This is a genomic window from Pseudomonas sp. TE3644, assembly GCF_056278815.1.
In genome coordinates, this window is record NZ_JBWBQF010000001.1 from 765,830 (window position 1) to 788,175 (window position 22,346).

General features: G+C 60.8%; 24 protein-coding genes and 1 tRNA gene. 20 read left to right on the top strand and 5 right to left on the bottom strand.

The features are described from left to right. Positions 1–41 precede the first annotated feature (41 nt). A complete protein-coding gene (gene dinB, locus ACZ9GA_RS03425; protein ID WP_457357080.1) occupies positions 42–1,097 on the top strand; it encodes a DNA polymerase IV in 1,056 nt (351 codons plus the stop codon). Between the two features lie 105 nt (positions 1,098–1,202). On the opposite strand, the gene ACZ9GA_RS03430 is transcribed toward dinB, so the two are convergent. The 3 genes from ACZ9GA_RS03430 to ACZ9GA_RS03440 all read right to left on the bottom strand — a co-directional run bounded on the left by ACZ9GA_RS03430 (position 1,203) and on the right by ACZ9GA_RS03440 (position 5,389). Next, positions 1,203–2,153 carry a hypothetical protein gene (locus tag ACZ9GA_RS03430; RefSeq protein WP_457357078.1) on the bottom strand — a complete coding sequence of 317 codons (951 nt, stop codon included), beginning with the start codon at positions 2,151–2,153 and terminating at the stop codon, positions 1,203–1,205. Between the two features lie 18 nt (positions 2,154–2,171). Beyond that, positions 2,172–3,887: a proline--tRNA ligase gene (locus ACZ9GA_RS03435; protein WP_457357076.1), complete on the bottom strand. Its 1,716-nt coding sequence runs from the start codon at positions 3,885–3,887 to the stop codon at positions 2,172–2,174. A gap of 146 nt (positions 3,888–4,033) precedes the next feature. Then, positions 4,034–5,389, bottom strand: coding sequence for an OprD family porin (locus tag ACZ9GA_RS03440; protein ID WP_457357074.1), 1,356 nt, complete (start codon positions 5,387–5,389; stop codon positions 4,034–4,036). A gap of 914 nt (positions 5,390–6,303) precedes the next feature. Here ACZ9GA_RS03440 and ACZ9GA_RS03445 point away from each other — a divergent pair. Both ACZ9GA_RS03445 and ACZ9GA_RS03450 read left to right on the top strand, forming a co-directional pair. Continuing rightward, positions 6,304–6,741: an HIT domain-containing protein gene (locus ACZ9GA_RS03445; RefSeq protein WP_457357072.1), complete on the top strand. Its 438-nt coding sequence runs from the start codon at positions 6,304–6,306 to the stop codon at positions 6,739–6,741. Beyond that, the gene (locus tag ACZ9GA_RS03450) at positions 6,731–6,937 is read left to right on the top strand and encodes a SlyX family protein (protein ID WP_457357070.1); all 207 of its coding nucleotides are present in this window, start codon (positions 6,731–6,733) and stop codon (positions 6,935–6,937) included. Before ACZ9GA_RS03445 ends, ACZ9GA_RS03450 begins: the two co-directional genes overlap by 11 nt. Before the next feature lie 67 nt (positions 6,938–7,004). Here ACZ9GA_RS03450 and ACZ9GA_RS03455 read toward each other — a convergent pair whose 3' ends face one another. Continuing rightward, positions 7,005–7,607, bottom strand: a complete 603-nt coding sequence (locus tag ACZ9GA_RS03455) for a cold shock domain-containing protein membrane protein (protein WP_457357068.1) — start codon at positions 7,605–7,607, stop codon at positions 7,005–7,007. A gap of 607 nt (positions 7,608–8,214) precedes the next feature. Here ACZ9GA_RS03455 and ACZ9GA_RS03460 point away from each other — a divergent pair. The 17 genes from ACZ9GA_RS03460 (at position 8,215) to ACZ9GA_RS03540 (ending at position 21,441) form a co-directional block, all read left to right on the top strand. Then, complete coding sequence (locus ACZ9GA_RS03460) at positions 8,215–8,547, top strand: ribbon-helix-helix domain-containing protein (RefSeq protein WP_457357066.1); 333 nt, start codon at positions 8,215–8,217, stop codon at positions 8,545–8,547. Between the two features lie 119 nt (positions 8,548–8,666). After that, complete coding sequence (locus ACZ9GA_RS03465) at positions 8,667–8,888, top strand: FmdB family zinc ribbon protein (protein WP_008366515.1); 222 nt, start codon at positions 8,667–8,669, stop codon at positions 8,886–8,888. Between the two features lie 95 nt (positions 8,889–8,983). Beyond that, positions 8,984–10,759 carry an aspartate--tRNA ligase gene (aspS, locus tag ACZ9GA_RS03470; protein ID WP_457357064.1) on the top strand — a complete coding sequence of 592 codons (1,776 nt, stop codon included), beginning with the start codon at positions 8,984–8,986 and terminating at the stop codon, positions 10,757–10,759. 202 nt (positions 10,760–10,961) lie between these two features. Further along, the gene (locus tag ACZ9GA_RS03475) at positions 10,962–11,708 is read left to right on the top strand and encodes a YebC/PmpR family DNA-binding transcriptional regulator (protein WP_457357062.1); all 747 of its coding nucleotides are present in this window, start codon (positions 10,962–10,964) and stop codon (positions 11,706–11,708) included. Between the two features lie 109 nt (positions 11,709–11,817). Continuing rightward, positions 11,818–12,342, top strand: a complete 525-nt coding sequence (gene ruvC, locus ACZ9GA_RS03480; RefSeq protein WP_455923764.1) for a crossover junction endodeoxyribonuclease RuvC — start codon at positions 11,818–11,820, stop codon at positions 12,340–12,342. Between the two features lie 96 nt (positions 12,343–12,438). Continuing rightward, positions 12,439–13,047 (top strand): Holliday junction branch migration protein RuvA, encoded by a 609-nt coding sequence (gene ruvA / locus ACZ9GA_RS03485; protein WP_457357060.1) that lies wholly within the window; start codon positions 12,439–12,441, stop codon positions 13,045–13,047. Further along, positions 13,048–14,106: a Holliday junction branch migration DNA helicase RuvB gene (ruvB, locus tag ACZ9GA_RS03490; RefSeq protein ID WP_457357058.1), complete on the top strand. Its 1,059-nt coding sequence runs from the start codon at positions 13,048–13,050 to the stop codon at positions 14,104–14,106. It abuts the gene before it with no gap. Positions 14,107–14,242: 136 nt separating this feature from the next. After that, complete coding sequence (gene ybgC / locus ACZ9GA_RS03495; protein WP_027978761.1) at positions 14,243–14,698, top strand: tol-pal system-associated acyl-CoA thioesterase; 456 nt, start codon at positions 14,243–14,245, stop codon at positions 14,696–14,698. A gap of 2 nt (positions 14,699–14,700) precedes the next feature. Continuing rightward, the gene (gene tolQ, locus ACZ9GA_RS03500) at positions 14,701–15,396 is read left to right on the top strand and encodes a protein TolQ (RefSeq protein WP_027978760.1); all 696 of its coding nucleotides are present in this window, start codon (positions 14,701–14,703) and stop codon (positions 15,394–15,396) included. A gap of 14 nt (positions 15,397–15,410) precedes the next feature. Next, complete coding sequence (gene tolR / locus ACZ9GA_RS03505) at positions 15,411–15,863, top strand: protein TolR (RefSeq protein ID WP_455923768.1); 453 nt, start codon at positions 15,411–15,413, stop codon at positions 15,861–15,863. Continuing rightward, complete coding sequence (tolA, locus tag ACZ9GA_RS03510; protein ID WP_457363585.1) at positions 15,860–16,948, top strand: cell envelope integrity protein TolA; 1,089 nt, start codon at positions 15,860–15,862, stop codon at positions 16,946–16,948. The genes tolR and tolA overlap by 4 nt, the downstream gene beginning before the upstream one ends. Next, the gene (tolB, locus tag ACZ9GA_RS03515; protein WP_027978758.1) at positions 16,945–18,246 is read left to right on the top strand and encodes a Tol-Pal system beta propeller repeat protein TolB; all 1,302 of its coding nucleotides are present in this window, start codon (positions 16,945–16,947) and stop codon (positions 18,244–18,246) included. Before tolA ends, tolB begins: the two co-directional genes overlap by 4 nt. A 52-nt stretch (positions 18,247–18,298) precedes the next feature. Beyond that, positions 18,299–18,796 (top strand): peptidoglycan-associated lipoprotein Pal, encoded by a 498-nt coding sequence (pal, locus tag ACZ9GA_RS03520; RefSeq protein WP_027978757.1) that lies wholly within the window; start codon positions 18,299–18,301, stop codon positions 18,794–18,796. Between the two features lie 6 nt (positions 18,797–18,802). Continuing rightward, positions 18,803–19,630, top strand: a complete 828-nt coding sequence (ybgF, locus tag ACZ9GA_RS03525) for a tol-pal system protein YbgF (protein ID WP_457357055.1) — start codon at positions 18,803–18,805, stop codon at positions 19,628–19,630. Positions 19,631–19,793: 163 nt separating this feature from the next. Next, on the top strand, positions 19,794–20,441 hold the full coding sequence (queE, locus tag ACZ9GA_RS03530; RefSeq protein WP_457357054.1) for a 7-carboxy-7-deazaguanine synthase QueE: 648 nt from the start codon (positions 19,794–19,796) through the stop codon (positions 20,439–20,441). Between the two features lie 150 nt (positions 20,442–20,591). Then, on the top strand, positions 20,592–21,266 hold the full coding sequence (queC, locus tag ACZ9GA_RS03535) for a 7-cyano-7-deazaguanine synthase QueC (RefSeq protein ID WP_457357052.1): 675 nt from the start codon (positions 20,592–20,594) through the stop codon (positions 21,264–21,266). Between the two features lie 99 nt (positions 21,267–21,365). Continuing rightward, positions 21,366–21,441 (top strand) — tRNA-Lys (locus ACZ9GA_RS03540). A gap of 90 nt (positions 21,442–21,531) precedes the next feature. Here the strand turns inward: ACZ9GA_RS03540 and ACZ9GA_RS03545 are convergent. Further along, the gene (locus ACZ9GA_RS03545; protein ID WP_457357050.1) at positions 21,532–22,341 is read right to left on the bottom strand and encodes a glycosyltransferase family 2 protein; all 810 of its coding nucleotides are present in this window, start codon (positions 22,339–22,341) and stop codon (positions 21,532–21,534) included. Between the last annotated feature and the right edge of the window lie 5 nt (positions 22,342–22,346).

Genomic DNA, 22,346 nt, shown 5'->3' on the forward strand with positions numbered 1-22,346 from the left:
TTTGTAGGAAAGCGCTCCCTTTATAGACAGAACGCCGGGTCATGACACAGCGCAAAATCATCCATGTCGACTGCGATTGCTTTTACGCAGCCATCGAGATGCGGGACGACCCGACTCTGGCGGGCAAGCCCCTGGCCGTCGGCGGCTCGGCGGATCGCCGCGGGGTGATCGCGACTTGCAACTATGAAGCGCGTGCCTACGGCGTGCGCTCGGCCATGTCGTCGCGTCACGCCCAGAAGCTGTGCCCGGACCTGACCATCGTCAAGCCGCGCATGGACGCCTATAAGGAAGCATCGCGGGAAATCCACGGCATCTTTCGCGAATACACCGAGCTGATTGAGCCGTTGTCGCTGGATGAAGCCTATCTGGACGTGTCCGACTGCCCGCATTTTTCCGGCAGCGCCACGCGTATCGCCGAGGATATCCGCCGCAAGGTTGCACGCCGGTTGCACATCACAGTGTCTGCCGGGGTGGCCCCCAACAAGTTCCTGGCCAAGATTGCCAGTGATTGGCGCAAGCCCAATGGGCTGTTTGTGGTGACGCCCAACGAAGTCGAGGATTTCGTCGCCGCGCTGCCGGTCAACAAGCTGCATGGCGTAGGCAAGGTCACGGCGGACAAGCTGGCGCGCCTGGGCATCGGTACGTGTCTGGAATTGCGCGACTTGAAAAAGCTGGCCCTGGTGCGTGAATTCGGCAGCTTTGGCGAGCGGCTGTGGAACCTGGCGCGCGGTATCGACGACCGCCCGGTGCACAACGACAGTCGGCGCCAGTCAATCAGCGTCGAGAATACCTACGACACCGACTTGCCGGACGTGACGGCGTGCCTGGCCAAGTTGCCTGAGCTGATGGAAACCCTGGCCACGCGCATGGGGCGCATCGACAGCAGCTATAAAGCCGGCAAGCCATTCGTGAAGGTCAAGTTTCATGATTTCACCCAGACCACGCTGGAACAGGCGGGGGCGGGCAGGGACCTGGAGAGTTACCAGCAATTGCTGGCGCAGGCGGTGGCGCGGGGCGGCAAGCCGGTGCGGCTGCTGGGGATTGGGGTGCGGTTGCAGGATTTGCGTGGGGCGCTGGAGCAGTTGGAGTTGTTTTAGTTGAAGCTGTAGCCGCTGCCGCCAGGCTGCGCTGGCCCGCCCATACACAGGTAAATTCTGAGTTGGGATGCGGGCCAGCGCAGCCTGGCGGCAGCGGCTACAGGGCTACAGGCCTGGATCAGCCACCAATCGCCCCGCATCACGGGTCAACGACTTCAAAAACTGCTGCTGCAGCTCCGGGTCATTGCGTGTCAGCTCGATCAGGCTCTGCTCCAGTTCGCTGGCTTCCTCTTCCATGCCCAGGTCGGACAGGCGTTTGACCCGATGCACCCATTGCCGCACGTCTTCGCCTTCCAGATCGTCGTAAATCAAGGCGTGGGCCTCAACCAGCTTGCCGCGCAAGTCGCTGCCCAGGCCCAGTGTCGAGTCAGCACGCACGTTATCGTCCGCATCTTCAACGCTGATCTTCAGCTGATTGACGTTTTTCAGGTCCTGATCGGCAAACGGGCTGTCCAGCAGGTTCACGTTGAGCACGCCGTTGCGGTCGGTGGTCAGCTCATAGGTCTGCTTGCCCGATTGCACTTCAACCGGTCGCTCGCCCCACGGCAGGCTGGTGGTTTCCAGCCGCTTGTCCTTCTGCACCTGGTCCACGCCGGCAAGGTTCTGCTGGGCGCGGCCATTGGACTGCACGTTCATGAACGGGTTGAGGCCGGCGAAACCGTAGTTGATCCAGTCCTTGGTGACGCTGTCGGGCAACTGCCCAAACATCAGCACGTTGACCACGTTGGCGCCCACACCGGCCACCACGGCCACCGCACCCAGCGGCACTTCGTACAGTTCGCGCCAGGGTTGGTAGGGCGTGTAGCGATCATAACGGCGCGTGACCTCGAACTCGGTGACCTCGAAGGTCTTCTGTTCGCGGATGCGTACCTTGCGTTGCGGCAGCTCCAGGGCGGCGGGGCTGCCGGCATCGATCTGCAGGGTATGGTCGAGCAGCTTGCGCTCGACCCGCTCGTCATGCTCGCTTCGCTGTGACAAGTGGTTGGCACAGCCGCTCAGCATCAGGGCGCCGCACAAGGCGGCGCCCCCCAGTTTCAAGCCACTTTGCTTATACATGGGGTCTCGTGTCTGGAATCAGCGACGCACGCGTGCCTGGATGAACGACAGCACGTCGGCGACCGGAATGGCTTGAGCCTCGCCTTCGGTGCGGCTCTTGTATTCCAGGTTGCCTTCGGCCAGGCCGCGATCGCTGACGACGATGCGGTGAGGAATGCCGATCAGTTCCATGTCGGCGAACTTGATGCCGGGGCTGGTCTTCTTGTCGCGGTCGTCCAGCAGCACTTCGAAACCGGCGGCGGTCAGGTCGGCGTACAGCTTGTCAGTCGCCTCGCGTACCTGCTCGGTTTCGTAGCGCAGCGGCACCAGGGCAATCTGGTAAGGCGCCAGGGTGTCGTTCCAGATGATGCCGCCGGCGTCGTTGTTCTGCTCGATGGCGGCAGCCACCACGCGGGAAACGCCGATGCCGTAGCAGCCCATGGTCAGGGTGACAGGCTTGCCGTTCTCGCCCAGTACCTGGCACTTCATGGCTTCGCTGTACTTGGTGCCCAGCTGGAAGATGTGGCCCACTTCGATGCCGCGCTTGATCACCAGGGTGCCCTGGCCGTCCGGGCTTGGGTCGCCCTCTACCACGTTGCGCAGGTCGGCGACTTCCGGAACCGGCAGGTCGCGCTCCCAGTTCACGCCGAAGTAGTGCTTGTCATCGATGTTGGCGCCCACGCCGAAGTCGCTCATCAGCTCGACCGAACGGTCGATGATGCACGGCAGCGGCAGGTTCAGCGGGCCCAGGGAGCCGGCGCCGGCGCCGATGGCGTCACGCAGTTCGGCGTCGCTGGCCATTTCCAGCGGGCTGGCTACCAGCGGGTGGTTGCCGGCCTTGATTTCGTTCAGCTCGTGGTCGCCACGGATCACCAGGGCGATCAGCTTGCCTTCTTCGGCCGCGTGGACGATCAGGGTCTTGACGGTTTTCTCGATGGCCAGGCCGAAGTTTTCCACCAGGTCGGCGATGGTCTTGGCATTCGGCGTGTCCACCAGGCGCAGTTCCTCGGTGGCGGCGCCACGGGAGGTCTCGCGAGGGATGGCTTCGGCCTTCTCGATGTTGGCGGCGTAATCGGAGGTATCGCTGAACACGATGTCGTCTTCGCCGGACTCGGCCAGTACGTGGAACTCGTGGGAGCCCGCGCCACCGATGGAGCCGTTGTCGGCTTCAACCGGGCGGAATTTCAGGCCCAGGCGGGTGAACACGTTGCAGTACGCCTGGTGCATGCGGTCGTAGGTCTGCTGCAGCGATGCCTGGTCGGCGTGGAAGGAGTAGGCGTCCTTCATGATGAATTCGCGACCGCGCATCAGGCCGAAGCGCGGACGGATTTCGTCGCGGAATTTGGTCTGGATCTGGTACAGGTTGATCGGCAGCTGCTTGTAGCTGTTCAGCTCGTTGCGCGCCAGATCGGTAATCACTTCTTCGTGGGTGGGGCCGGCGCAGAAATCACGACCGTGACGGTCGTTCAGGCGCAGCAGCTCGGGGCCGTATTGCTCCCAGCGGCCCGATTCCTGCCACAGCTCGGCAGGCTGGATGCCGGGCATCAGCACTTCCAGGGCGCCGGCGGCGTCCATTTCCTCGCGCACGATGTTTTCCACCTTGCGCATCACGCGCAGGCCCATCGGCAGCCAGGTGTACAGGCCCGAAGCAAGCTTGCGGATCATGCCGGCGCGCAGCATCAGTTGATGGCTGATCACGACCGCGTCGTTGGGGATTTCTTTCTGGGTGGCGAGCAAATATTGACTGGTGCGCATGATAGGCCGTGTCTGTTGCTGAATTTTATTGAAGCTGGGCATTGTACGGTGCACGCCCGGTGACGTACAGGGCACAAAAAGGAAAGCCCGGCATGAGCCGGGCTTCCTTTATATAGCTGTCGGTACCGTGGGCGTTTGCCCTGGTATTACAGGATCGACAGTGGGTAGTCGACGATCAGGCGGAACTCGTCGATGTTGCCTTCGGCCTGGTCAGCATTGCCACGGTGCCATGCTTGACGAATACGGAAGGACAGGTCTTTGGCTGGGCCTTCCTGTACTACGTACTTGGCTTCGACGTTGGTTTCGTGGTGCTTGCCGTCTTCGCCATAGCCGTAAGCACGGTATGGGCTGTCAGCGGCCATTTTGGTGCCGTCGATGTCATCACCGTGGGCGTAGCGAGCCATGAAGCTCAGGCCTGGGACGCCGAAGGTAGCCATGTTCAGGTCGTAGCGAGCCTGGAACGATTTTTCACCCGGACCGTTGAAGTCGGAGTACTGGATCGAGTTGGCCAGGAAGATCGAGTCGCCACCGTTGTTCTTGTCACCCACACCGATGTAGTCGAACGGGGTGTCGCCGTTGACCTTCTGGAAGCCCAGGGTGATGGTGTGTGCCGACAGGAACGAGTAGGCGGCCGACAGCGAGAACGTGTTGTTGTCGATGGTGCCGGCGTTCGCGCTACCGGTATCGGTGGTGCGGTAGTAGTTGAAGTCGAAGGTCAGCGACTGGGCGTCGGACAGTGGCAGTACGTAGTTCAGGTTGGTGTAGTACTGGTTCCAGATGTCTTCCAGCTTGGCGGCATACAGCGAGGCGGTGAAGGCGTCGCTGAACGCGTATTTGCCACCGGCGTAATCGGCCGATTTGGTTGGCACGCCTGCGTAGGTAGCCCACAGGTCGCCATCACGGTTGGTGGTGTTCGGGCCAGTACCGGAGTAGAAGTGACCGCCTTCCAGGTCCAGGTTCTTGACTTCGCTGCTCATGAGGGAGATGCCGCTCACGGTTTGCGGGGTCAGGCGCGAGCCGCCAACAGCGAACACCGGAGCGGTGGAAGGCTGCTGGTCGCCGATTTTCAGCATGGTTTTCGAGATACGGAATTTGACGGCTGCGCCGACTTTGCCGTAGCTGTCGTGGTTCTTGCCTGGCGACGTGGTGCCGTCATCATTGATGACGGTTTCGGTGGTCAGGTTGTTGGAGCCGGAGTGGCCAGCGCCGCCGTCCAGTTTCAGGCCCAGGTAACCGAATGCGTCAACGCCGACGCCGATGGTGCCTTGGGTGAAGCCGGAGGTGAAGACGCCCTGGATGCCTTGCGACCAGTCTTTGTCGTCCGCAGAACCGCCTTTCTTGTTGCGGTTGAAGTAGTAGTTGCGAAGCAGCAGGTTCAGGGTGCTGTCTTCGACAAAGCCCTTGGAGTCTGCCTGATCGCTAACGAATGCTGCGGCGCTAGCCAGTTGCGAGCTAGCCGCGGTAACTGCCAGTGCGATTGCGCTCCACTTAATCACTTTCATCGTGATTTGCTCCTTTGGTTTTTAGGAAGAGTACTGCCGTCCCACCTGGTTTATTATCTGGGCGGCTCTTTCTTTTTGTGTCCGCGCAAACTTATATCACGCTGACGCTTTATGGCGATACTTCTCAGCTCAATCTTTCAGCTTCTTTACGAGGCTGTCGCAAAACCTTCCATGCCTGTCGCAAATCACAGCTTTCGATCAACAAAGCTGCCCAACTTCAGCGCTGTTTTCAAGGGCTTGAGCATAGGATAAATAATTCTAAGCTCCCTATTGAAAACTGCATGGTTCCTTCGTGCTGCTGTTGTTAGTTGTCTCTCGTCACCCTGTTTCCGGGGGCTTGTGGACTTGGCTGGGTAGGAATGCAACAAGCGCGCCCAAACGTGCCATGGCATGACATTTTTTTCACTTTTTTTGCGTTTTGGCTGCCGCGCCTCATGAAATCGGGGGGCGGCCGGGGAACTTGACGGCGCTCGCGTGATCGCGGTGTATTTTCCGCCGCCCGCAAAGCGTTACCGTTGTCCGGCAAAAGTGGGAATTTTAGGCGTGACTGGCGCACTGGCTTTACTCACTCTGGCCCATTTTGGTGCGAAAAGTAGCGGTTGCCCATGGCAGCCTAGCCCACAGTTGCACTTTGGCAAACCCGCCGGGGTGGCGGGGGGATGTCAGTCGCGAACGATTGCGCCGCCGCGTTTTGCCGAGGGTGCCTGGCGTGCCCGATGGGTCACGCAACATCGGGTTTTCGTGGTGCGTGATGCACCTGCGCGGTGCACGGTTTTTGCTGGTGCGCGGGCCGTGCGGGGGCGCTTGCAGGCTTTGTCCGTGAACCGGCGGTCGATCAGGGGTATCCTGTGCGCTCATGGGCCTTCCCTGGTGCATGGGCCTAAAAAAATGTTCACCTTGCCGGAGATATCGCGGTGTTTTCTTTAGATTCGCGCCTGCAGCACGACACCCTCGTCATCGGCGACTTCCCACTCAGTCGCCTGTTGCTGAGCAATGACGCCAATTATCCCTGGTTTATTCTGGTGCCACGCCGCGAAGGTATCAGCGAGCTGTTTCAGCTCAGTGACACCGATCAATTCCAGCTGTGGCAGGAAACCACCTTTCTTGCCCAAGTACTCAAGGACAGTTTTGCCGCTGACAAGATGAATGTCGCGACCTTGGGTAATGTTGTCAGCCAACTGCACATGCATGTGATAGTTCGTCACAAGGATGATGTCGCATGGCCAGCGCCAGTGTGGGGCAAAGTTGCCGCGCAGGCATACACCGATGAACAAGTTGTGGCGATTCGTCAGCGCCTGCAGCAGGTGCTGACCGCTGACTTTGTTTTCCTGGAGGCCGACCATGACGCTTGAAGCCCGGGTCATGGAACTGGAAACCCGCCTGGCTTTCCAGGACGACACCATCCAGGCGCTCAATGATGAGCTGGTGCAGCAGCAGCGCCAGGTCGAGCGCCTGCAATTGCAGATGGCTGCGCTGCTCAAGCGGCAGGAAGAGATGGTGGGGCAGTTTGGCATGGGCGAGCAGGAAGCGCCGCCGCCCCATTATTGAGGTCCCGTAGCCATAAAAAACCCGCGTTCGGCCAAGGCCGGACGCGGGTTTTTTGTTGCTGGCGTGATCAGCGGCGCGGCGAGGCGGCGATCACGTCTTCGGCCTGCAGGCCCTTGTCACGGTTCATGACCGAGAACTCCACGCGCTGGCCTTCGACCAGTACGCGGTGACCCTCGCCGCGGATAGCGCGGAAGTGCACGAAGATATCGTCGCCCGAGTCGCGGGAAATGAAACCAAAGCCCTTGGAGGTGTTGAACCACTTCACGGTACCGGTATCACGGTTGGTCATGTCGTACGACGGTGCGGCGGTGCCAGGTGACGATTTGTAGAAGCTGACGGCCAGGTGAAGCACGACCGCCAGCAGGGCGCAGGCCAGGGCGGGCAGCATCGGGGCGAACCCCGCCACGCTGGTCCATTCGGCCAGCAGGGTCACGGTCTGCAGCACAACGGCCAGTACCAGCAACATGCTGACCAGGTTTTGCAGTTGGTGACGTGGGCCTTTGTTCCAATAAGGAATCACTGGCGCCAGGGTCAGGTTGAGCAGGCCGAACAGCGCCAGGTAGATGGCATCGGGTTGTTGCAGGTAAGGCACCGCTTCGGCCCGCAGACTGGGGATGAAGGACAGCAGCAAGGCTGCGGCACCCGTTAGGAGGTGGACGATTTTCAACATTTTATTAACTCACGTTCAGACGGATCACGAGGAAGAGCTGGCGCGTCACGGTGCGCATCGGAACAAAATGAGACGCAGTTCACGGGACGCATGCAGCCTGCGACCGGCACGAGATGAAGGTGCGCGCGGTGCAGGGCTTCTATTTAACAGCAAAGCTTGTGGCTACTCAAATCAGCGGATCGGACGGTCATTTGTGCAAGGGGCGGCTCAAACGTTTGCGCTGGCGATGTCCAGTTGAAACTAGGCGCCAGCCGGGCAATAAGAAAAGTGCATTGCCTGTAGTAGGAATCAGGATCTTGGGTGTGCTGTAAATCGCGCGCAGGGTGAGTGGGTAATGGCCTGGAATCATTTGCTGCCGAGTGCGCTTTTCCTGAATTGCGCACCTGCCTGCATGCCTTGAAATCCGTGGCGTGCGGCGTGGTTTTCAGGGGTGTTGGGTGCCTGCCTCGGTAAACTATTTCCGGGTCTTTGGCGGCTTGTTCCTACGCGCGCAAGTGTTTGTTCTGCTGGCACTGAATATATAGTTAAGGCCTCATGGGGGAGGGAACTGATAAAACTATGTTTGTTTTTTCTAAGTGTTTTTCTACACAAGGATGTGGTGCACATTATGTCCAGCGAAATTATTCAACGTACTCGCTCGCTCTCCCGTACCGGCAAGATACTTGAGGATCCATTCGTGGCGGATTTCAATATGGGGTTGGCGCAGCCGTTATCCCGCTCCGTGCGATTGAACGGTTTTGCCACCTGTTTGCGATTGGAACGGGTGTACTGGAAGATTCTGGAGCGCATTGCCGTGGCCAATGACTGTTCGGTCAATGCCATCTTGTCCCATGTCGATCGCGAGGTGCATCTGCGCCACGGCGGGGTCAAGAATTTCAGCGGGCTGGTGCGCGTGGTGTGCGTGGTGCATCTGCTCAACCGCTGTGGCACGGCGCATTGAGGGGGTGGGCGACGTTCGGGGCGTCGCCACGGCTGCACAGTCGCGCGGTATAAGGATATAATCCCGCTCTTTGCCGCGTGGCGCGGCCTGTGCTGTGTATTTGTTGCCGAGACATTCCCATGCCCATGTATGACTATCAATGTGCTTCCTGTGGTCACCAGATGGAAGTCATTCAGAAGATCAGTGCGTCGCCTCTGACGGACTGCCCGGCCTGTCAGGCCCCGGAGCTGAAGAAGCTGCTCTCCATGCCAGGCTTCCGCCTCAGCGGCACTGGCTGGTACGAAACCGACTTCAAGACCGGCAGCAAAAAGAATCTGGCGGGCGGCGACAAGGCCGACTGAGTTGAACTGCACCCGCAAGGTCTTGCACTATTAGCCCCAGTCAGGGCGTGCAAGGCCTTCCCCGAATACCGAATACGAGAAGCGAAACCACCATCATGATGCGCAGCCATTATTGCGGCCAACTGAACGAGACCCTGGACGGTCAGGAAATCACCCTTTGCGGCTGGGTCCACCGCCGTCGCGACCATGGCGGGGTGATTTTCCTCGATATCCGTGATCGTGAAGGTCTGGCCCAGGTGGTCTTCGACCCGGATCGCGCCGACACCTTCGCCGTTGCCGACCGTGTGCGCAGCGAATACGTGGTCAAGGTCACCGGCAAGGTCCGCCTGCGTCCGGCCGGTGCCGGCAACGCCAACATGGCGTCGGGCATGATCGAAGTCCTGGGTTACGAGCTGGAAGTGCTGAACGAAGCCGAAACCCCGCCGTTCCCGCTGAACGAATTCTCCGACGTGGGCGAAGAAACCCGCCTGCGCTACCGCTTCATCGACCTGCGTCGTCCGGAAATGGCCGAGAAGCTGCGTCTGCGTTCGCGCATGACCACCAGCATCCGTCGCTTCCTGGACGAGAACGGCTTCCTGGACGTCGAAACCCCGATCCTCACCCGCGCCACCCCTGAAGGCGCCCGTGACTACCTGGTGCCTAGCCGTACCCACGCCGGCAGCTTCTTCGCCCTGCCGCAGTCGCCTCAGCTGTTCAAGCAGCTGCTGATGGTGGCCGGCTTCGACCGCTACTACCAGATCGCCAAGTGCTTCCGCGACGAAGACCTGCGTGCCGACCGTCAGCCTGAGTTCACTCAGATCGACATCGAGACCAGCTTCCTCAACGAACAGGACATCATGGGCCTGACCGAATCCATGATCCGCAACCTGTTCAAGGAAGTGCTGGACCTGGAATTCGGCGAATTCCCGCACATGACCTTCGAAGAAGCCATGCGCCGCTACGGTTCCGACAAGCCGGACCTGCGCAACCCGCTGGAACTGGTGGACGTTGCCGACCAGCTCAAGGACGTGGAATTCAAGGTGTTCAGCGGCCCGGCCAACGACCCTAAATGCCGCGTTGCCGCCCTGCGCGTACCTGGCGGTGCCAGCATGCCGCGCAGCAAGATCGACGACTACACCAAGTTCGTCGGCATCTACGGTGCCAAGGGCCTGGCGTACATCAAGGTCAACGAGCGTGCCAAGGGCGTTGAGGGCCTGCAGTCGCCAATCGTCAAGAACATCCCTGAAGCTGCGCTGAACACCATCCTGGATCGCGTTGGCGCGGTCGATGGCGACATCGTGTTCTTCGGCGCCGACAAGGCCAAGATCGTCAGCGAAGCCCTGGGTGCCCTGCGTTTGAAGGTCGGCAACGACTTCAACCTGCACACTTGCGAGTGGGCGCCGATGTGGGTCGTCGACTTCCCGATGTTCGAAGAGAACGAAGACGGCAGCTTCACCGCGCTGCACCACCCGTTCACCGCGCCGAAGTGCACGCCTGAAGAGCTGGAAGCCAACCCGGCCACCGCCCTGTCGCGCGCCTACGACATGGTGTTGAACGGTACCGAGCTGGGTGGCGGTTCGATCCGTATCCACCGCAAGGAAATGCAACAGGCGGTGTTCCGCCTGCTGGGTATCGAGGAAGCAGAGCAGGAAGAGAAGTTCGGCTTCCTGCTGGACGCCCTGAAGTACGGCGCACCGCCGCACGGTGGCCTGGCCTTCGGCCTGGACCGTCTGGTAATGCTGATGACCGGCGCCCAGTCGATCCGTGAAGTGATCGCGTTCCCGAAAACCCAGAGCGCCGCGTGCGTGATGACCCAGGCCCCGGGCCTGGTCGACGCCAAGGCCCTGCGCGAGCTGCACATCCGCCTGCGCGAACAGCCAAAGGCTGAGTAAAGGCTGAAACAGAGCGCATCTTCGGATGCGCTTTTTACATGGCAGGCTTGAGCCTTTAAAGGGCGGCCTGGCGTGAGCAGGTTTGTGTGGGAGCGGGCTCTGCCCGCGAAGCAGGCACCGCGGTGTTCGCTTCGCGGGCAGAGCCCGCTCCCACACCAAATCCACTCACGCAATTGCGTAATAAGAGAATTTCGGAGTTGTTATGGCTGGCCATTCCAAGTGGGCGAACATCAAGCACCGCAAAGAGCGTCAGGATGCCAAGAGAGGCAAGATCTTCACCAAGTGGATTCGCGAACTGACCGTCGCCGCCCGTCAGGGTGGTGGTGATCCGGGGTCCAACCCGCGCCTGCGCCTGGCCCTGGACAAGGCCCTGGGCGCCAACATGAGCCGCGACATCATCGATCGCGCCGTGGCCCGCGGTACCGGTGCGGCTGCTACCGACGACATGGTCGAGCTGAGCTACGAAGGCTACGGCCCGGGCGGCGTGGCGGTGATGGTCGAATGCATGACCGACAACCGCAACCGTACCGCAGCTGCCGTGCGTCACGCCTTCAGCAAATCGGGCGGCAACCTGGGCACCGACGGTTCGGTGGCCTACCTGTTCGAGCGCAAAGGGCAGATCTCCTTCGCGCCGGGCACCGACGAAGATGCGCTGATGGAAGCGGCCATGGAAGCCGATGCCGACGACGTCACCACTCACGAAGATGGCTCGATGGACGTGTTCACCTCGTTCGCCAGCTTCTACGCGGTGCGCAACGCCCTGGAAGCGGCGGGCTTCAACTCCACCGACGCCGAGATCGTCATGGTGCCCAGTACCAGCGCCGAACTCGACCTGGATGGCGCGGAAAAAGTCATCAAGCTGATCGACATGCTCGAGGACCTGGATGACGTGCAGAACGTCTATTCCAACGCGCAGATCCCGGACGAGGTGATGGAAAAGCTCGGCTGATCCAGCGCTACGTTCTACTCTTGAGGCCGGAGCGGCAGAATCGCGTCATTGAGGCGCGGCTTTGCCGTTCCGGTTTCTGCTTTTCGGCAACTTTCCAGCTGCAGGCTTTATGACGTTAATTCTTGGTATTGACCCCGGCTCGCGGATTACCGGCTATGGTGTGGTGCGTGACACCGGGCGTGGCTGCGAGTACGTGGCCTCGGGCTGCATCCGTACCGGCAGTGGCGAACTGCAGGACCGCCTGCAAATCGTCTTTCGCGGCGTGCGCGAAGTGATCCAGACCTACGGCCCGGTGACCATGGGCATCGAGAAAGTGTTCATGGCGCGCAACGCCGACTCCGCCCTCAAGCTGGGCCAGGCTCGCGGTGCCGCCATTGTCGCGGCCATGGAAGAGGGCCTGGAAGTGGCCGAGTACACCGCCACCCAGGTCAAGCAGGCCGTGGCCGGCACCGGCGGCGCCAACAAGGAACAGGTGCAGATGATGGTCATGCACCTGCTCAAACTGGTGGCCAAGCCGCAGATCGACGCCTCCGACGCCCTGGCCATTGCCCTGACCCATGCCCACACCCGTTCCAGCCTGATTCCCCATGGTTTGGGCACGGCGCGCAGCCGCGGTGGCCGCCTGCGGCTCTGATAGCATCATCTGCTGAAGATTTTTGACTTGCATGGCCCGCCGGGCCTGCAATGATGGCGAGCATTGCTTGCCTGGTATCGAACATAGGATTGAAACGTGATTGGACGCTTGCGCGGCACCCTGGCGGAAAAGCAGCCACCGCACCTGATTCTCGACGTCAACGGCCTGGGCTACGAGCTGGAAGTGCCGATGACCACGCTGTATCGCCTGCCGCCGGTCGGTCAGGCGGTGACTTTGCACACCCATCTGGTGGTGCGCGAGGATGCTCAGTTACTCTACGGCTTCTTTGAAAAGCGCGAGCGCGAGCTGTTTCGCGAGCTGATTCGCCTCAATGGCGTAGGTCCCAAGCTGGCTCTGGCATTGATGTCGAGCCTGGATGTGGATGAGCTGGTGCGGTGCGTGCAGGCCCAGGATGCGTCCGCGCTGACCAAGGTGCCCGGTGTGGGCAAGAAGACCGCCGAACGCCTGCTGGTCGAGCTCAAGGACCGCTTCAAGGCCTGGGAAACCGCGCCGGCGATGTTCGAACTGATGCCGACCGGCCCCAACACCGCTGCGCCGGTGCCCAGCGCCGAGAGCGACGCTGTCAGCGCGCTGATCTCGCTGGGCTACAAGCCTCAGGAAGCCAGCAAGGCAGTCTCGGCCATCAAGACCAAGGGCCTGAGCAGCGAAGACCTGATCCGCCACGCCCTGAGGGGAATGATTTAAGTGATCGAAGCCGACCGCCTGATCGCCGCCACCAGTGGCCGCGACCGGGAAGAACAGCAAGACCGGGCCATCCGCCCGCTCAGCCTGGCCGACTACATCGGCCAGCCCACCGTGCGCGAGCAAATGGAACTGTTCATCCAGGCCGCCCGTGGGCGCAACGAATCCCTGGACCACACCCTGATCTTCGGTCCGCCGGGCCTGGGCAAGACCACCCTGGCCAACATCATCGCCCAGGAAATGGGGGTGTCGATCAAGAGCACCTCCGGCCCCGTGCTGGAGCGTCCGGGCGACCTGGCGGCGTTGCTGACCAATCTCGAACCGCATGACGTGCTGTTCATTGACGAAATCCATCGCCTGTCGCCCATCGTCGAAGAAGTGCTGTACCCGGCCATGGAAGACTTCCAGCTGGACATCATGATCGGTGAAGGGCCGGCGGCGCGCTCCATCAAGCTCGACCTGCCGCCGTTCACCCTGGTCGGGGCCACCACCCGCGCCGGCATGCTGACCAACCCGCTGCGCGACCGTTTCGGCATTGTTCAGCGCCTGGAGTTCTACAGCACGGCGGACCTTGCGACGATTGTCAGCCGTTCTGCCGGCATTCTCGGCTTGCCCATCGAGGAGCAGGGCGCCTTCGAAATCGCCCGTCGTGCCCGCGGCACGCCGCGTATCGCCAACCGTCTGTTGCGCCGCGTGCGCGACTTCGCCGAAGTGCGTGGCAAGGGCCATATCACCAAGCCGATTGCCGACCTGGCGCTGAACCTGCTGGATGTCGACGAACGTGGCTTCGATCATCAGGACCGGCGCTTGCTGCTGACCATGATCGAGAAGTTCGACGGCGGCCCGGTGGGCGTCGACAGCCTGGCCGCAGCCATCAGCGAAGAGCGCCACACCATCGAGGACGTGCTGGAGCCCTACCTGATCCAGCAGGGCTACATCATGCGGACCCCGCGCGGGCGGGTGGTAACCCGCCATGCGTACCTGCATTTCGGCTTGAATATTCCCAACCGCCTGGGCGAAATGCCTGCAAGCGAGCAGTTCGTCGATTCGAGTGATGAATAACGCCATGATGGCGATTTAATTGAGGTTTTTGCGGTCCTAGGGTGCAAGCAGCCTTTTGCCCCACCTGAACGGCGCAAAAACGATTAAAAAACAGTTGCCTGGCCGGATTGGCAACCTGAGGAGTAAGCACTAGAGTATGCGCGCGCAAAATGGGGTTGAGTCGTTCGCACATCGCTGTCGCGTCTATTACGAGGACACCGATGCGGGCGGCGTCGTTTATTACGTCAACTATCTCAAGTTCATGGAGCGGGCACGCACCGAAAGGCTGCGTGAACTGGGTTACGTGCAGTCGGTTCTGGCACGCGAGAACCTGCTGTTCGTGGTGCATTCCAGCGAGGCACGCTACCTGGTGCCGGCCCGTCTGGACGACGAGTTGCTCGTCACGGCCCACGTAATTGAATTGAACCGTGCCAGCCTGCGCTTCAAGCAGCAGGTCTGGCGCGCAGCGGATATGACGCTGCTCTGCGAAGGGCAGTTTTTGGTGGCCTGCGTGCGCGCCGATACTTTCAAACCCCGGGCCATTCCCGAAGCTCTGCGCGCGGCCTTCGCCGACGCAGACGGCCCGGGTACACACTCAAAAGCAGGAGATTAAGCGTGGAAGCTAACGTCGTCGACCATACCTCCATGTGGAGCCTGGTCAGCAATGCCAGCGTGGTTGTACAGCTGGTGATGCTGATTCTGGTAGCCGCATCGGTCACTTCATGGGTCATGATCTTTCAGCGCAGCGCACTGATTCGTGCCGGCCGCCGTGCCCTGGATACCTTCGAGGAGCGTTTCTGGTCGGGTATTGACCTGTCCAAGCTGTATCGCCAGGCGGGCAGCAACCCAGACCCGGATTCGGGCGTGGAGCAGGTGTTCCGTGCCGGCTTCAAGGAATTCTCGCGTCTGCGCCAGCAGCCGGGTGTCGACCCTGACGCGGTCATGGACGGTGTAGGCCGTGCCATGCGCGTCGCCATCTCCCGCGAAGAAGAGAAGCTGGAACAGACCCTGCCGTTCCTGGCCACCGTAGGTTCGGTCAGCCCGTACATCGGCCTGTTCGGTACCGTGTGGGGCATCATGAACTCCTTCCGTGGCCTGGCCGGCGCCCAGCAGGCCACCCTGGCCACCGTTGCCCCGGGTATTTCCGAAGCCCTGGTGGCCACCGCCATCGGCCTGTTCGCGGCCATCCCGGCGGTGATCGCCTACAACCGCTTCGCCGCCCGCAGCGAAACCTTGATCAGCCGTTACTACACGTTCGCTGACGAGTTCCAGGCCATCCTGCACCGTAAAGTGCACACCAGCGAAGAGTGAGCAGGTAATTACCCATGGCCCGAGTTCGCCAGAAACGCAAGCCGGTCGCCGAGATGAACGTGGTGCCCTACATCGACGTGATGTTGGTACTGCTGGTTATCTTCATGGTCACCGCACCGATGCTCAACCAGGGCGTGAAGGTTGACCTGCCCAAGGTTTCCAGCGAAGCCTTGCCGCAGGACAACAACACCCAGGTCCTGACCATTTCGATCAAGGCCGACAAGACCTACTACTGGAACCTTGGCAGCCAGGTCGATACCGACAAGGTGCAGGACAAGGCAATGACCCTGCCTGCCATGACCGACGCCGTCACCAAGATCATTCGCGCCGGCAACGAAGGCGGCAAACGCACCCAGGTATTCATTCGCGGCGACAAGTCCGTGGACTACGGCGCCGTGATGGGTGCCATGGGCGGGTTGCAGAAGGCAGGTGTCGGTAACGTTGGCCTGATTACCGAGGCGCCCTGATGCGACAACGAGAGCCCTCCGCCTCGGAAAGCTATTTCTGGCCCAGTGTCTGGGCCATTGCGCTGCATATCCTGATTTTTGGCATGCTGTTCGTAAGCTTTGCCATGACCCCGGATCTGCCCCCTGCCAGGCCCATCGTTCAGGCTACGCTGTACCAGCTGAAGTCCAAGAGCCAGGCCACCACCCAGACCAATCAGAAGATTGCCGGGGAGGCCAAGAAATCGGCTGCCAAACAGACCGAAGTCGAGCAGATGGAGCAGAAAAAGGTAGAGCAGGAGAAGCAGGAGCAAGCTGAGAAGGCCGCGGAACAAAAGCAGGAAGAAGCCGCTCAAAAAGTCCAGGAAGCCAAGAAGGCCGATGACGCCAAGAAGGCTGCTGCCGACGAGGCCAAGGCGGCCGCGGCGGATGCTGCCAAGAAGGCCGACGACGCCAAGAAGGCTGCCGAGGCCAAGAAAGCCGAGCAGGCCGACATCGCCAAGAAGAAAGCTGAAGAAGACGCCAAGGAAAAAGCCGAGGAAGACGCGAAGAAGGCTGCCGAAGCTGCGAAGAAAGCAGCCGAGGACGCCAAGAAGAAAGCCGCGGATGACGCCAAGAAGGCTGCCGAGTCTGCTCAGGAAGCGAAGAAGAAAGCCGCCGAAGACGCGAAGAAGGCTGCTGCCGACGATGCCAAGAAAAAGGCTCAGGCTGCTGCCCGCAAGGCTGCTGAAGACAAGAAGGCGCAGGCTTTGGCCGACCTGTTGTCCGATACGCCACAGCGTCAGCAGGCGTTGGCGGACGAGCAGGGCGACGAAACCGCCGGCAACTTCGATGACCTGATCCGTTCGCGTGCGGCAGAAGGCTGGACTCGTCCACCCTCGGCGCGCAAGAACATGACAGTGGTACTGCAGATCAACATGTTGCCTGACGGCACCGTGACCAACGTGACCGTGGCCAAGTCCAGCGGTGACGGTCCGTTCGATGCGTCGGCAGTGGCTGCGGTCAAGAATATTGGTCGTTTAACCGAAATGCAGGGCCTGAAACCAAGTGATTTCAACCCTTACCGCAATTTCAAGATGACATTCACCCCTGAGGACCTTGCCTTGTGATTAACCTTCTTCGAGGACTGCTGGTTGCACTGTGCTGCGTTGCAGCCGTTGCCCAGGCAGATGAAAAGAACATTCTGGTCACCAGCGGCAGCGATCGGGCCACCCCGATTGCCGTCGTGCCTTTCGGCTTCCAGGGCGGCTCCGTGCTGCCCGAGGACATGGGCCAGATCATCGGCAACGACCTGCGTAACTCCGGTTACTACTCGCCGATCGACAAGCAGAACATGATCAGCACCCCGTCGCAGCCAAGCGAAGTGGTATGGCGCGACTGGCAGGCCCTGGGCGCCCAGTACGTCATGGTCGGCAGCATCGTCCCATCGGGCGGCCGCCTGCAGGTGTCGTACGCACTGCTCAACGTCAGCAGCCAGCAGCCTGTGCTGACCGGCAGCGTGTCGGGTAGCGTGGATCAACTGCGCGACATGGCGCACTACATCTCCGACCAGTCGTTCGAGAAGCTGACCGGCATCAAGGGCGCGTTCTCCACTCGCCTCCTTTATGTAACGGCCGAACGCTTCAGCACCAACAGCACCCGCTACACCCTGCAGCGCTCGGACTACGACGGCGCCCGCGCCGTGACCCTGCTGCAATCGCGCGAGCCGATCCTGTCGCCGCGTTATGCACCCGATGCCAAGCGCATTGCCTACGTGTCGTTCGAACAGAAGCGTCCGCGCATCTTCGTGCAGAACGTCGACACCGGCGCCCGTCAGCAGATCACCAACTTCGAAGGCCTCAACGGTGCCCCGGCGTTCTCGCCTGACGGCAGCAAGCTGGCGTTCGTGCTGTCCAAGGACGGCAACCCGGAGATCTACGTGATGGACCTGGCCTCGCGTGGCCTGACCCGCCTGACCAACGATCCGTCCATTGATACCGAACCGTTCTGGGGCAAGGATGGTCGCACCATCTACTTCACCTCCGACCGCGGTGGCAAACCTCAGATCTATAAACAGTCCCTGGGCGGTGGCGGTGCCACTCGCGTTACCTTTATTGGTAACTACAACGCCAACCCTAAACTTTCCGCCGATGAAAAGACCCTGGTAATGATCCATCGCCAGGACGGTTTCACCAACTTTAAGGTGGCCTCGCAAGATCTTGAGCGTGGAAGTGTAAAAATCCTCACAGATTCGAGTCTTGATGAGTCGCCTACTGTTGCGCCCAACGGCACCATGGTAATCTACGCCACCCGCCAGCAGGGCCGGGGAGTCTTGATGCTCGTGTCGCTAAACGGCCGCGTGAGGCTCCCGCTTCCTACCGCTCAAGGCGAAGTCAGAGAACCGTCCTGGTCCCCTTACCTGAACTGACGCGGCGCTACACGTTTTACTTAACACATTGGGGTTCATTAGGAGTTTCACGATGGAAATGCTGAAGTTTGGTAAGTTTGCTGCGCTGGCTCTGGCCATGGCCGTAGCTGTAGGTTGCTCTTCGAAAGGCGGCGACAACGCTGGTCAAGCAGCTGTTGACCCTAACGCTGGTTACGGCGCAAACACCGGTGCCGTTGATGGCTCCCTGAGCGAAGAAGCTGCTCTGCGCGCAATCACCACCTTCTACTTCGAATACGACAGCTCGGACCTGAAACCAGAAGCCATGCGCGCTCTGGACGTCCACGCTAAAGACCTGAAAGCCAATGGCGCTCACGTCGTACTGGAAGGCAACACCGACGAACGCGGTACTCGCGAGTACAACATGGCTCTGGGCGAGCGTCGTGCGAAAGCCGTTCAACGCTACCTGGTCCTGCAAGGCGTTTCGCCAGCTCAGCTGGAAATCGTTTCGTACGGCGAAGAGCGTCCAGTGGCTACTGGCAACGACGAGCAGTCGTGGGCTCAGAACCGTCGCGTCGAACTGCGTAAGTAATTCGATATGCGAACGTGCCGCCGTGCTGTAACTATTCTGGCTCTCGCCCTGCCACTCGTGGCATGGGCCGAGGTTCCTGTGGTTGATGGTGATGGTTCCAGCAATGGAGCCAGCAGTTATCCACCTTCGGGTTATGGCACGAGCGGCGCCTACGCTGATTCCGGGGCGCAAGCCCCGGTTTCCGCGCAAGGTCAGCTGTTCATGCAGCTGCAACAAATGCAGGAAGACATCGCGCGTCTGCGCGGACAGGTCGAAGTCCAGCAAAACGATATCCAGCAGCTTAAACAGCAAAGCCTGGAGCGTTACCAGGATCTCGATCGTCGTATTGGAACCGGCACTGCACCTGCAAATGCCGCACCTTCCGAGAATTCTCCAGCCGGTGGCGATGTAAACGCCGCCGGTACCCCGGTGCCACCGCAAGCCGCCCAGGCGCCTGCGGCCAGCACCGAGCCGGGTGACCCGGCAAAAGAAAAGCTGTACTACGATGCCGCCTTCGACCTGATCAAGGCCAAGGACTTCGACAAGGCCAGCCTGGCGTTTGCCGCTTTTCTGCGCAAATACCCCAACAGCCAATACGCGGGAAACGCCCAATACTGGCTGGGTGAAGTAAACCTGGCTAAGGGTGACCTGCAAGGCGCCGGTCAGGCCTTCGCCAAGGTCAGCCAACTGTACCCAAAGCACGCCAAGGTGCCCGACTCGCTGTACAAGCTGGCTGACGTCGAGCGCCGCCTGGGTCACACCGACCGCGTGAAGGGTATCCTGCAGCAAGTGGTTAGCCAGTACCCAGGTACTTCGGCTGCCCAACTGGCGCAGCGTGACCTGCAGAAAATGTAAGCCGGCACTGCCTGCTTGAAGAAACCCGCGCTTGCCGCGGGTTTTTTCGTTAGAATTGATGCCCTTTTATTTGAACACGCTTCCCTGAACTACGCGTTGGCGGGTTTTTCGAAGTGCCCAACGGAGGCGGTCAGCCTGTTTAGCTGTCCCGCCCGTGGACCCTATGCAAGACACATTACGCATTACCGAAGTCTTTTACTCGTTGCAGGGTGAGACTCGTACCGCGGGCCTGCCCACGGTTTTCGTTCGCCTGACCGGCTGCCCATTGCGCTGCCAGTACTGCGACAGTGCCTACGCCTTTACCGGCGGCACCATCCGTACCCTGGAATCCATCATGGAACAGGTGGCCGGCTTCAAGCCGCGCTACGTGTGCGTCACCGGTGGCGAGCCATTGGCCCAGCCCAATGCCATCCCCCTGATTCAGCAACTGTGCGATGCCGGCTACGAAGTGTCGGTGGAAACCAGCGGTGCGCTGGACATTTCCAAGGTCGACACCCGCGCCAGCCGCGTGCTCGACCTCAAGACCCCGGCGTCCGAGGAGTCGCACCGCAACCGCTACGAGAACATCGAGCTGCTGACCCCCAATGACCAGGTCAAGTTTGTGATCTGCTCCCGGGACGACTACGACTGGGCGGTTTCCAAGCTGATCCAGTACGGCCTCGACCGCCGTGTCAGCGATGTGCTGTTCTCGCCCAGCAAGAGCCAGATCAGCGGCACTGAGCTGGCCGACTGGATCGTCGCCGACAACCTGCCCGTACGCTTCCAACTGCAATTGCATAAACTGCTGTGGAACGACGAGCCCGGCCGCTGATCACGCACAGACCTCTGTAGCAGCGGCCGCCAGGCCGCGTCCGGCGCCACGCGCAGTGTCAGATGCACCGCGCGCCCCGTGACGCGGCCTGGCGGCCGCTGCTACAGGGGCATCGCCAGTTTCCGTACTTTTCCGTGAAGGACACCAGACATGACTGACAAAAAAGCGGTAATCCTGCTCTCCGGCGGCCTGGATTCGGCCACCGTCGTCGCCATGGCCAAGGCCGAAGGCTACAGCGTCTACACCATGAGCTTCGACTACGGCCAGCGCCACCGCGCCGAACTGGACGCTGCCGCTCGCGTCGCCAAGGACCTGGGCGCCGTGGAGCACAAGGTCGTCGGCCTGAACCTCAACGGCATTGGCGGTTCGGCCCTGACCGACAGCAGCATCGACGTGCCGGAAGCACCTACCGAAGGCATCCCGGTGACCTACGTGCCTGCACGCAATACCGTGTTCCTGTCCCTGGCCCTGGGCTGGGCAGAAGTGCTGGGCGCCCGTGACATCTTCATCGGCGTCAACGCGGTGGATTACTCCGGCTACCCGGATTGCCGTCCCGAGTTCGTCGAAGCCTTCGAACGCATGGCCAACCTGGCCACCAAGGCGGGCGTGGAAGGGCAGGGTTTCACCATCCAGGCGCCGCTGCAAAACCTCAGCAAGGCCGATATCGTCAAGGCCGGCATGGCTCGCGGCGTTGACTACAGCCTCACCGTTTCCTGCTACCAGGCCGACGATCAGGGCCGTGCCTGTGGCAAATGTGACAGCTGCCGCCTGCGTGCTGAAGGCTTCGCCGCAGCCGGTGTTAGCGACCCAACCAGATATTTTTGATTTTTTTAAAATAAGGTGTTGAATTCTCGTTAGAAATCAGTATTATACGCACCACAACGCGGCGACACAGACACACAGTCGCTAGCGTGCTAACACAATGGGTCGTTAGCTCAGTTGGTAGAGCAGTTGGCTTTTAACCAATTGGTCGTAGGTTCGAGTCCCACACGACCCACCATATGCAAGAAGAAAAAAGCCGGAACGTGCACAGCACGCTCCGGCTTTTTTTCGTCTGCAGTTTATGTCGCTCCCACACAAATGGTTGCTGTTATACGTTGTAGCGGCCAAGGCACGCCTTCACCAGCACCGCCAACACCGCCAGGTTCCCCCGCACGCTACTGATCTTGGTCGGCACTTCACCCACCGGGTAGCGCCGCACCGTTGGCAGTTCAACACAGCGATAGCCCAGCCGCGGCGCCTTGTACGACAGGTACGCCAGCAGCTCGTAGGTCACAAACACATCGCGAAAAATCGCCACCTCGGGGTCCATCAACAACCGTCGGCTGTAGGCCCGGAAACCTTGGGTGGTATCGGTCCAGCGATGCCCCGAGGCCCAGCTGAGCATCGGCGCATGGATATAGCGGATGGCGAAATCCCGCGACGCGGGCGTGTTCTCGGCCACGCCGCCGTCGATAAAGCGCGACGCCTGGACAAAGTCCACGCCATGGCGCAACGCCTGGACAAAATCGGGGATGGCGCGCGGGTCGTCCTTGTCGTTGCCATCGATGGTCACCACCCCTTCGTAGTCTTGATCCAGGGCGAACGCATAGGCGCAGCGCAATTGCGCGCTGAGCTTGCCCGGCGCTGTCTTGACCAGCAGCCCACGCACCCGCGTGGCCTGCAGCAGTTCGCTGTGCAGTGAACCGTCGCGGCTGCCGCCATCGACGATGATGATATCCACCAGGCGGTCCAGCGCCAGAATCGCCATGCGCTCTAATAAGCGGCGAATGCGCGGGCCTTCGTTGATGACCGGGATCACCACGCACCAGGCGTGCTGGCGCCCCAGCCACAGGGGGATTTCATAGCGCGGCACCTGGCGCTCGGCGAGCACCGCAGGAATGGATTGGACTGAGCTCATCGGAT

Excerpts from the sequence above, each read along its gene's own strand:
- ACZ9GA_RS03455 (WP_457357068.1), bottom strand. The coding sequence starts at position 7,607 with ATGTTGAAAATCGTCCACCTCCTAACGGGTGCCGCAGCCTTGCTGCTG.
- ACZ9GA_RS03430 (WP_457357078.1), bottom strand. The coding sequence starts at position 2,153 with ATGTATAAGCAAAGTGGCTTGAAACTGGGGGGCGCCGCCTTGTGCGGC.
- ACZ9GA_RS03435 (WP_457357076.1), bottom strand. The coding sequence starts at position 3,887 with ATGCGCACCAGTCAATATTTGCTCGCCACCCAGAAAGAAATCCCCAAC.
- ACZ9GA_RS03465 (WP_008366515.1), top strand. The coding sequence starts at position 8,667 with ATGCCCATGTATGACTATCAATGTGCTTCCTGTGGTCACCAGATGGAA.
- ACZ9GA_RS03440 (WP_457357074.1), bottom strand. The coding sequence starts at position 5,389 with ATGAAAGTGATTAAGTGGAGCGCAATCGCACTGGCAGTTACCGCGGCT.
- ACZ9GA_RS03545 (WP_457357050.1), bottom strand. The coding sequence starts at position 22,341 with ATGAGCTCAGTCCAATCCATTCCTGCGGTGCTCGCCGAGCGCCAGGTG.
- queE (WP_457357054.1), top strand. The coding sequence starts at position 19,794 with ATGCAAGACACATTACGCATTACCGAAGTCTTTTACTCGTTGCAGGGT.
- ruvC (WP_455923764.1), top strand. The coding sequence starts at position 11,818 with ATGACGTTAATTCTTGGTATTGACCCCGGCTCGCGGATTACCGGCTAT.
- ACZ9GA_RS03460 (WP_457357066.1), top strand. The coding sequence starts at position 8,215 with ATGTCCAGCGAAATTATTCAACGTACTCGCTCGCTCTCCCGTACCGGC.
- ybgC (WP_027978761.1), top strand. The coding sequence starts at position 14,243 with ATGCGCGCGCAAAATGGGGTTGAGTCGTTCGCACATCGCTGTCGCGTC.
- ACZ9GA_RS03450 (WP_457357070.1), top strand. The coding sequence starts at position 6,731 with ATGACGCTTGAAGCCCGGGTCATGGAACTGGAAACCCGCCTGGCTTTC.
- queC (WP_457357052.1), top strand. The coding sequence starts at position 20,592 with ATGACTGACAAAAAAGCGGTAATCCTGCTCTCCGGCGGCCTGGATTCG.
- ACZ9GA_RS03475 (WP_457357062.1), top strand. The coding sequence starts at position 10,962 with ATGGCTGGCCATTCCAAGTGGGCGAACATCAAGCACCGCAAAGAGCGT.
- ybgF (WP_457357055.1), top strand. The coding sequence starts at position 18,803 with ATGCGAACGTGCCGCCGTGCTGTAACTATTCTGGCTCTCGCCCTGCCA.
- tolR (WP_455923768.1), top strand. The coding sequence starts at position 15,411 with ATGGCCCGAGTTCGCCAGAAACGCAAGCCGGTCGCCGAGATGAACGTG.
- aspS (WP_457357064.1), top strand. The coding sequence starts at position 8,984 with ATGATGCGCAGCCATTATTGCGGCCAACTGAACGAGACCCTGGACGGT.
- dinB (WP_457357080.1), top strand. The coding sequence starts at position 42 with ATGACACAGCGCAAAATCATCCATGTCGACTGCGATTGCTTTTACGCA.
- pal (WP_027978757.1), top strand. The coding sequence starts at position 18,299 with ATGGAAATGCTGAAGTTTGGTAAGTTTGCTGCGCTGGCTCTGGCCATG.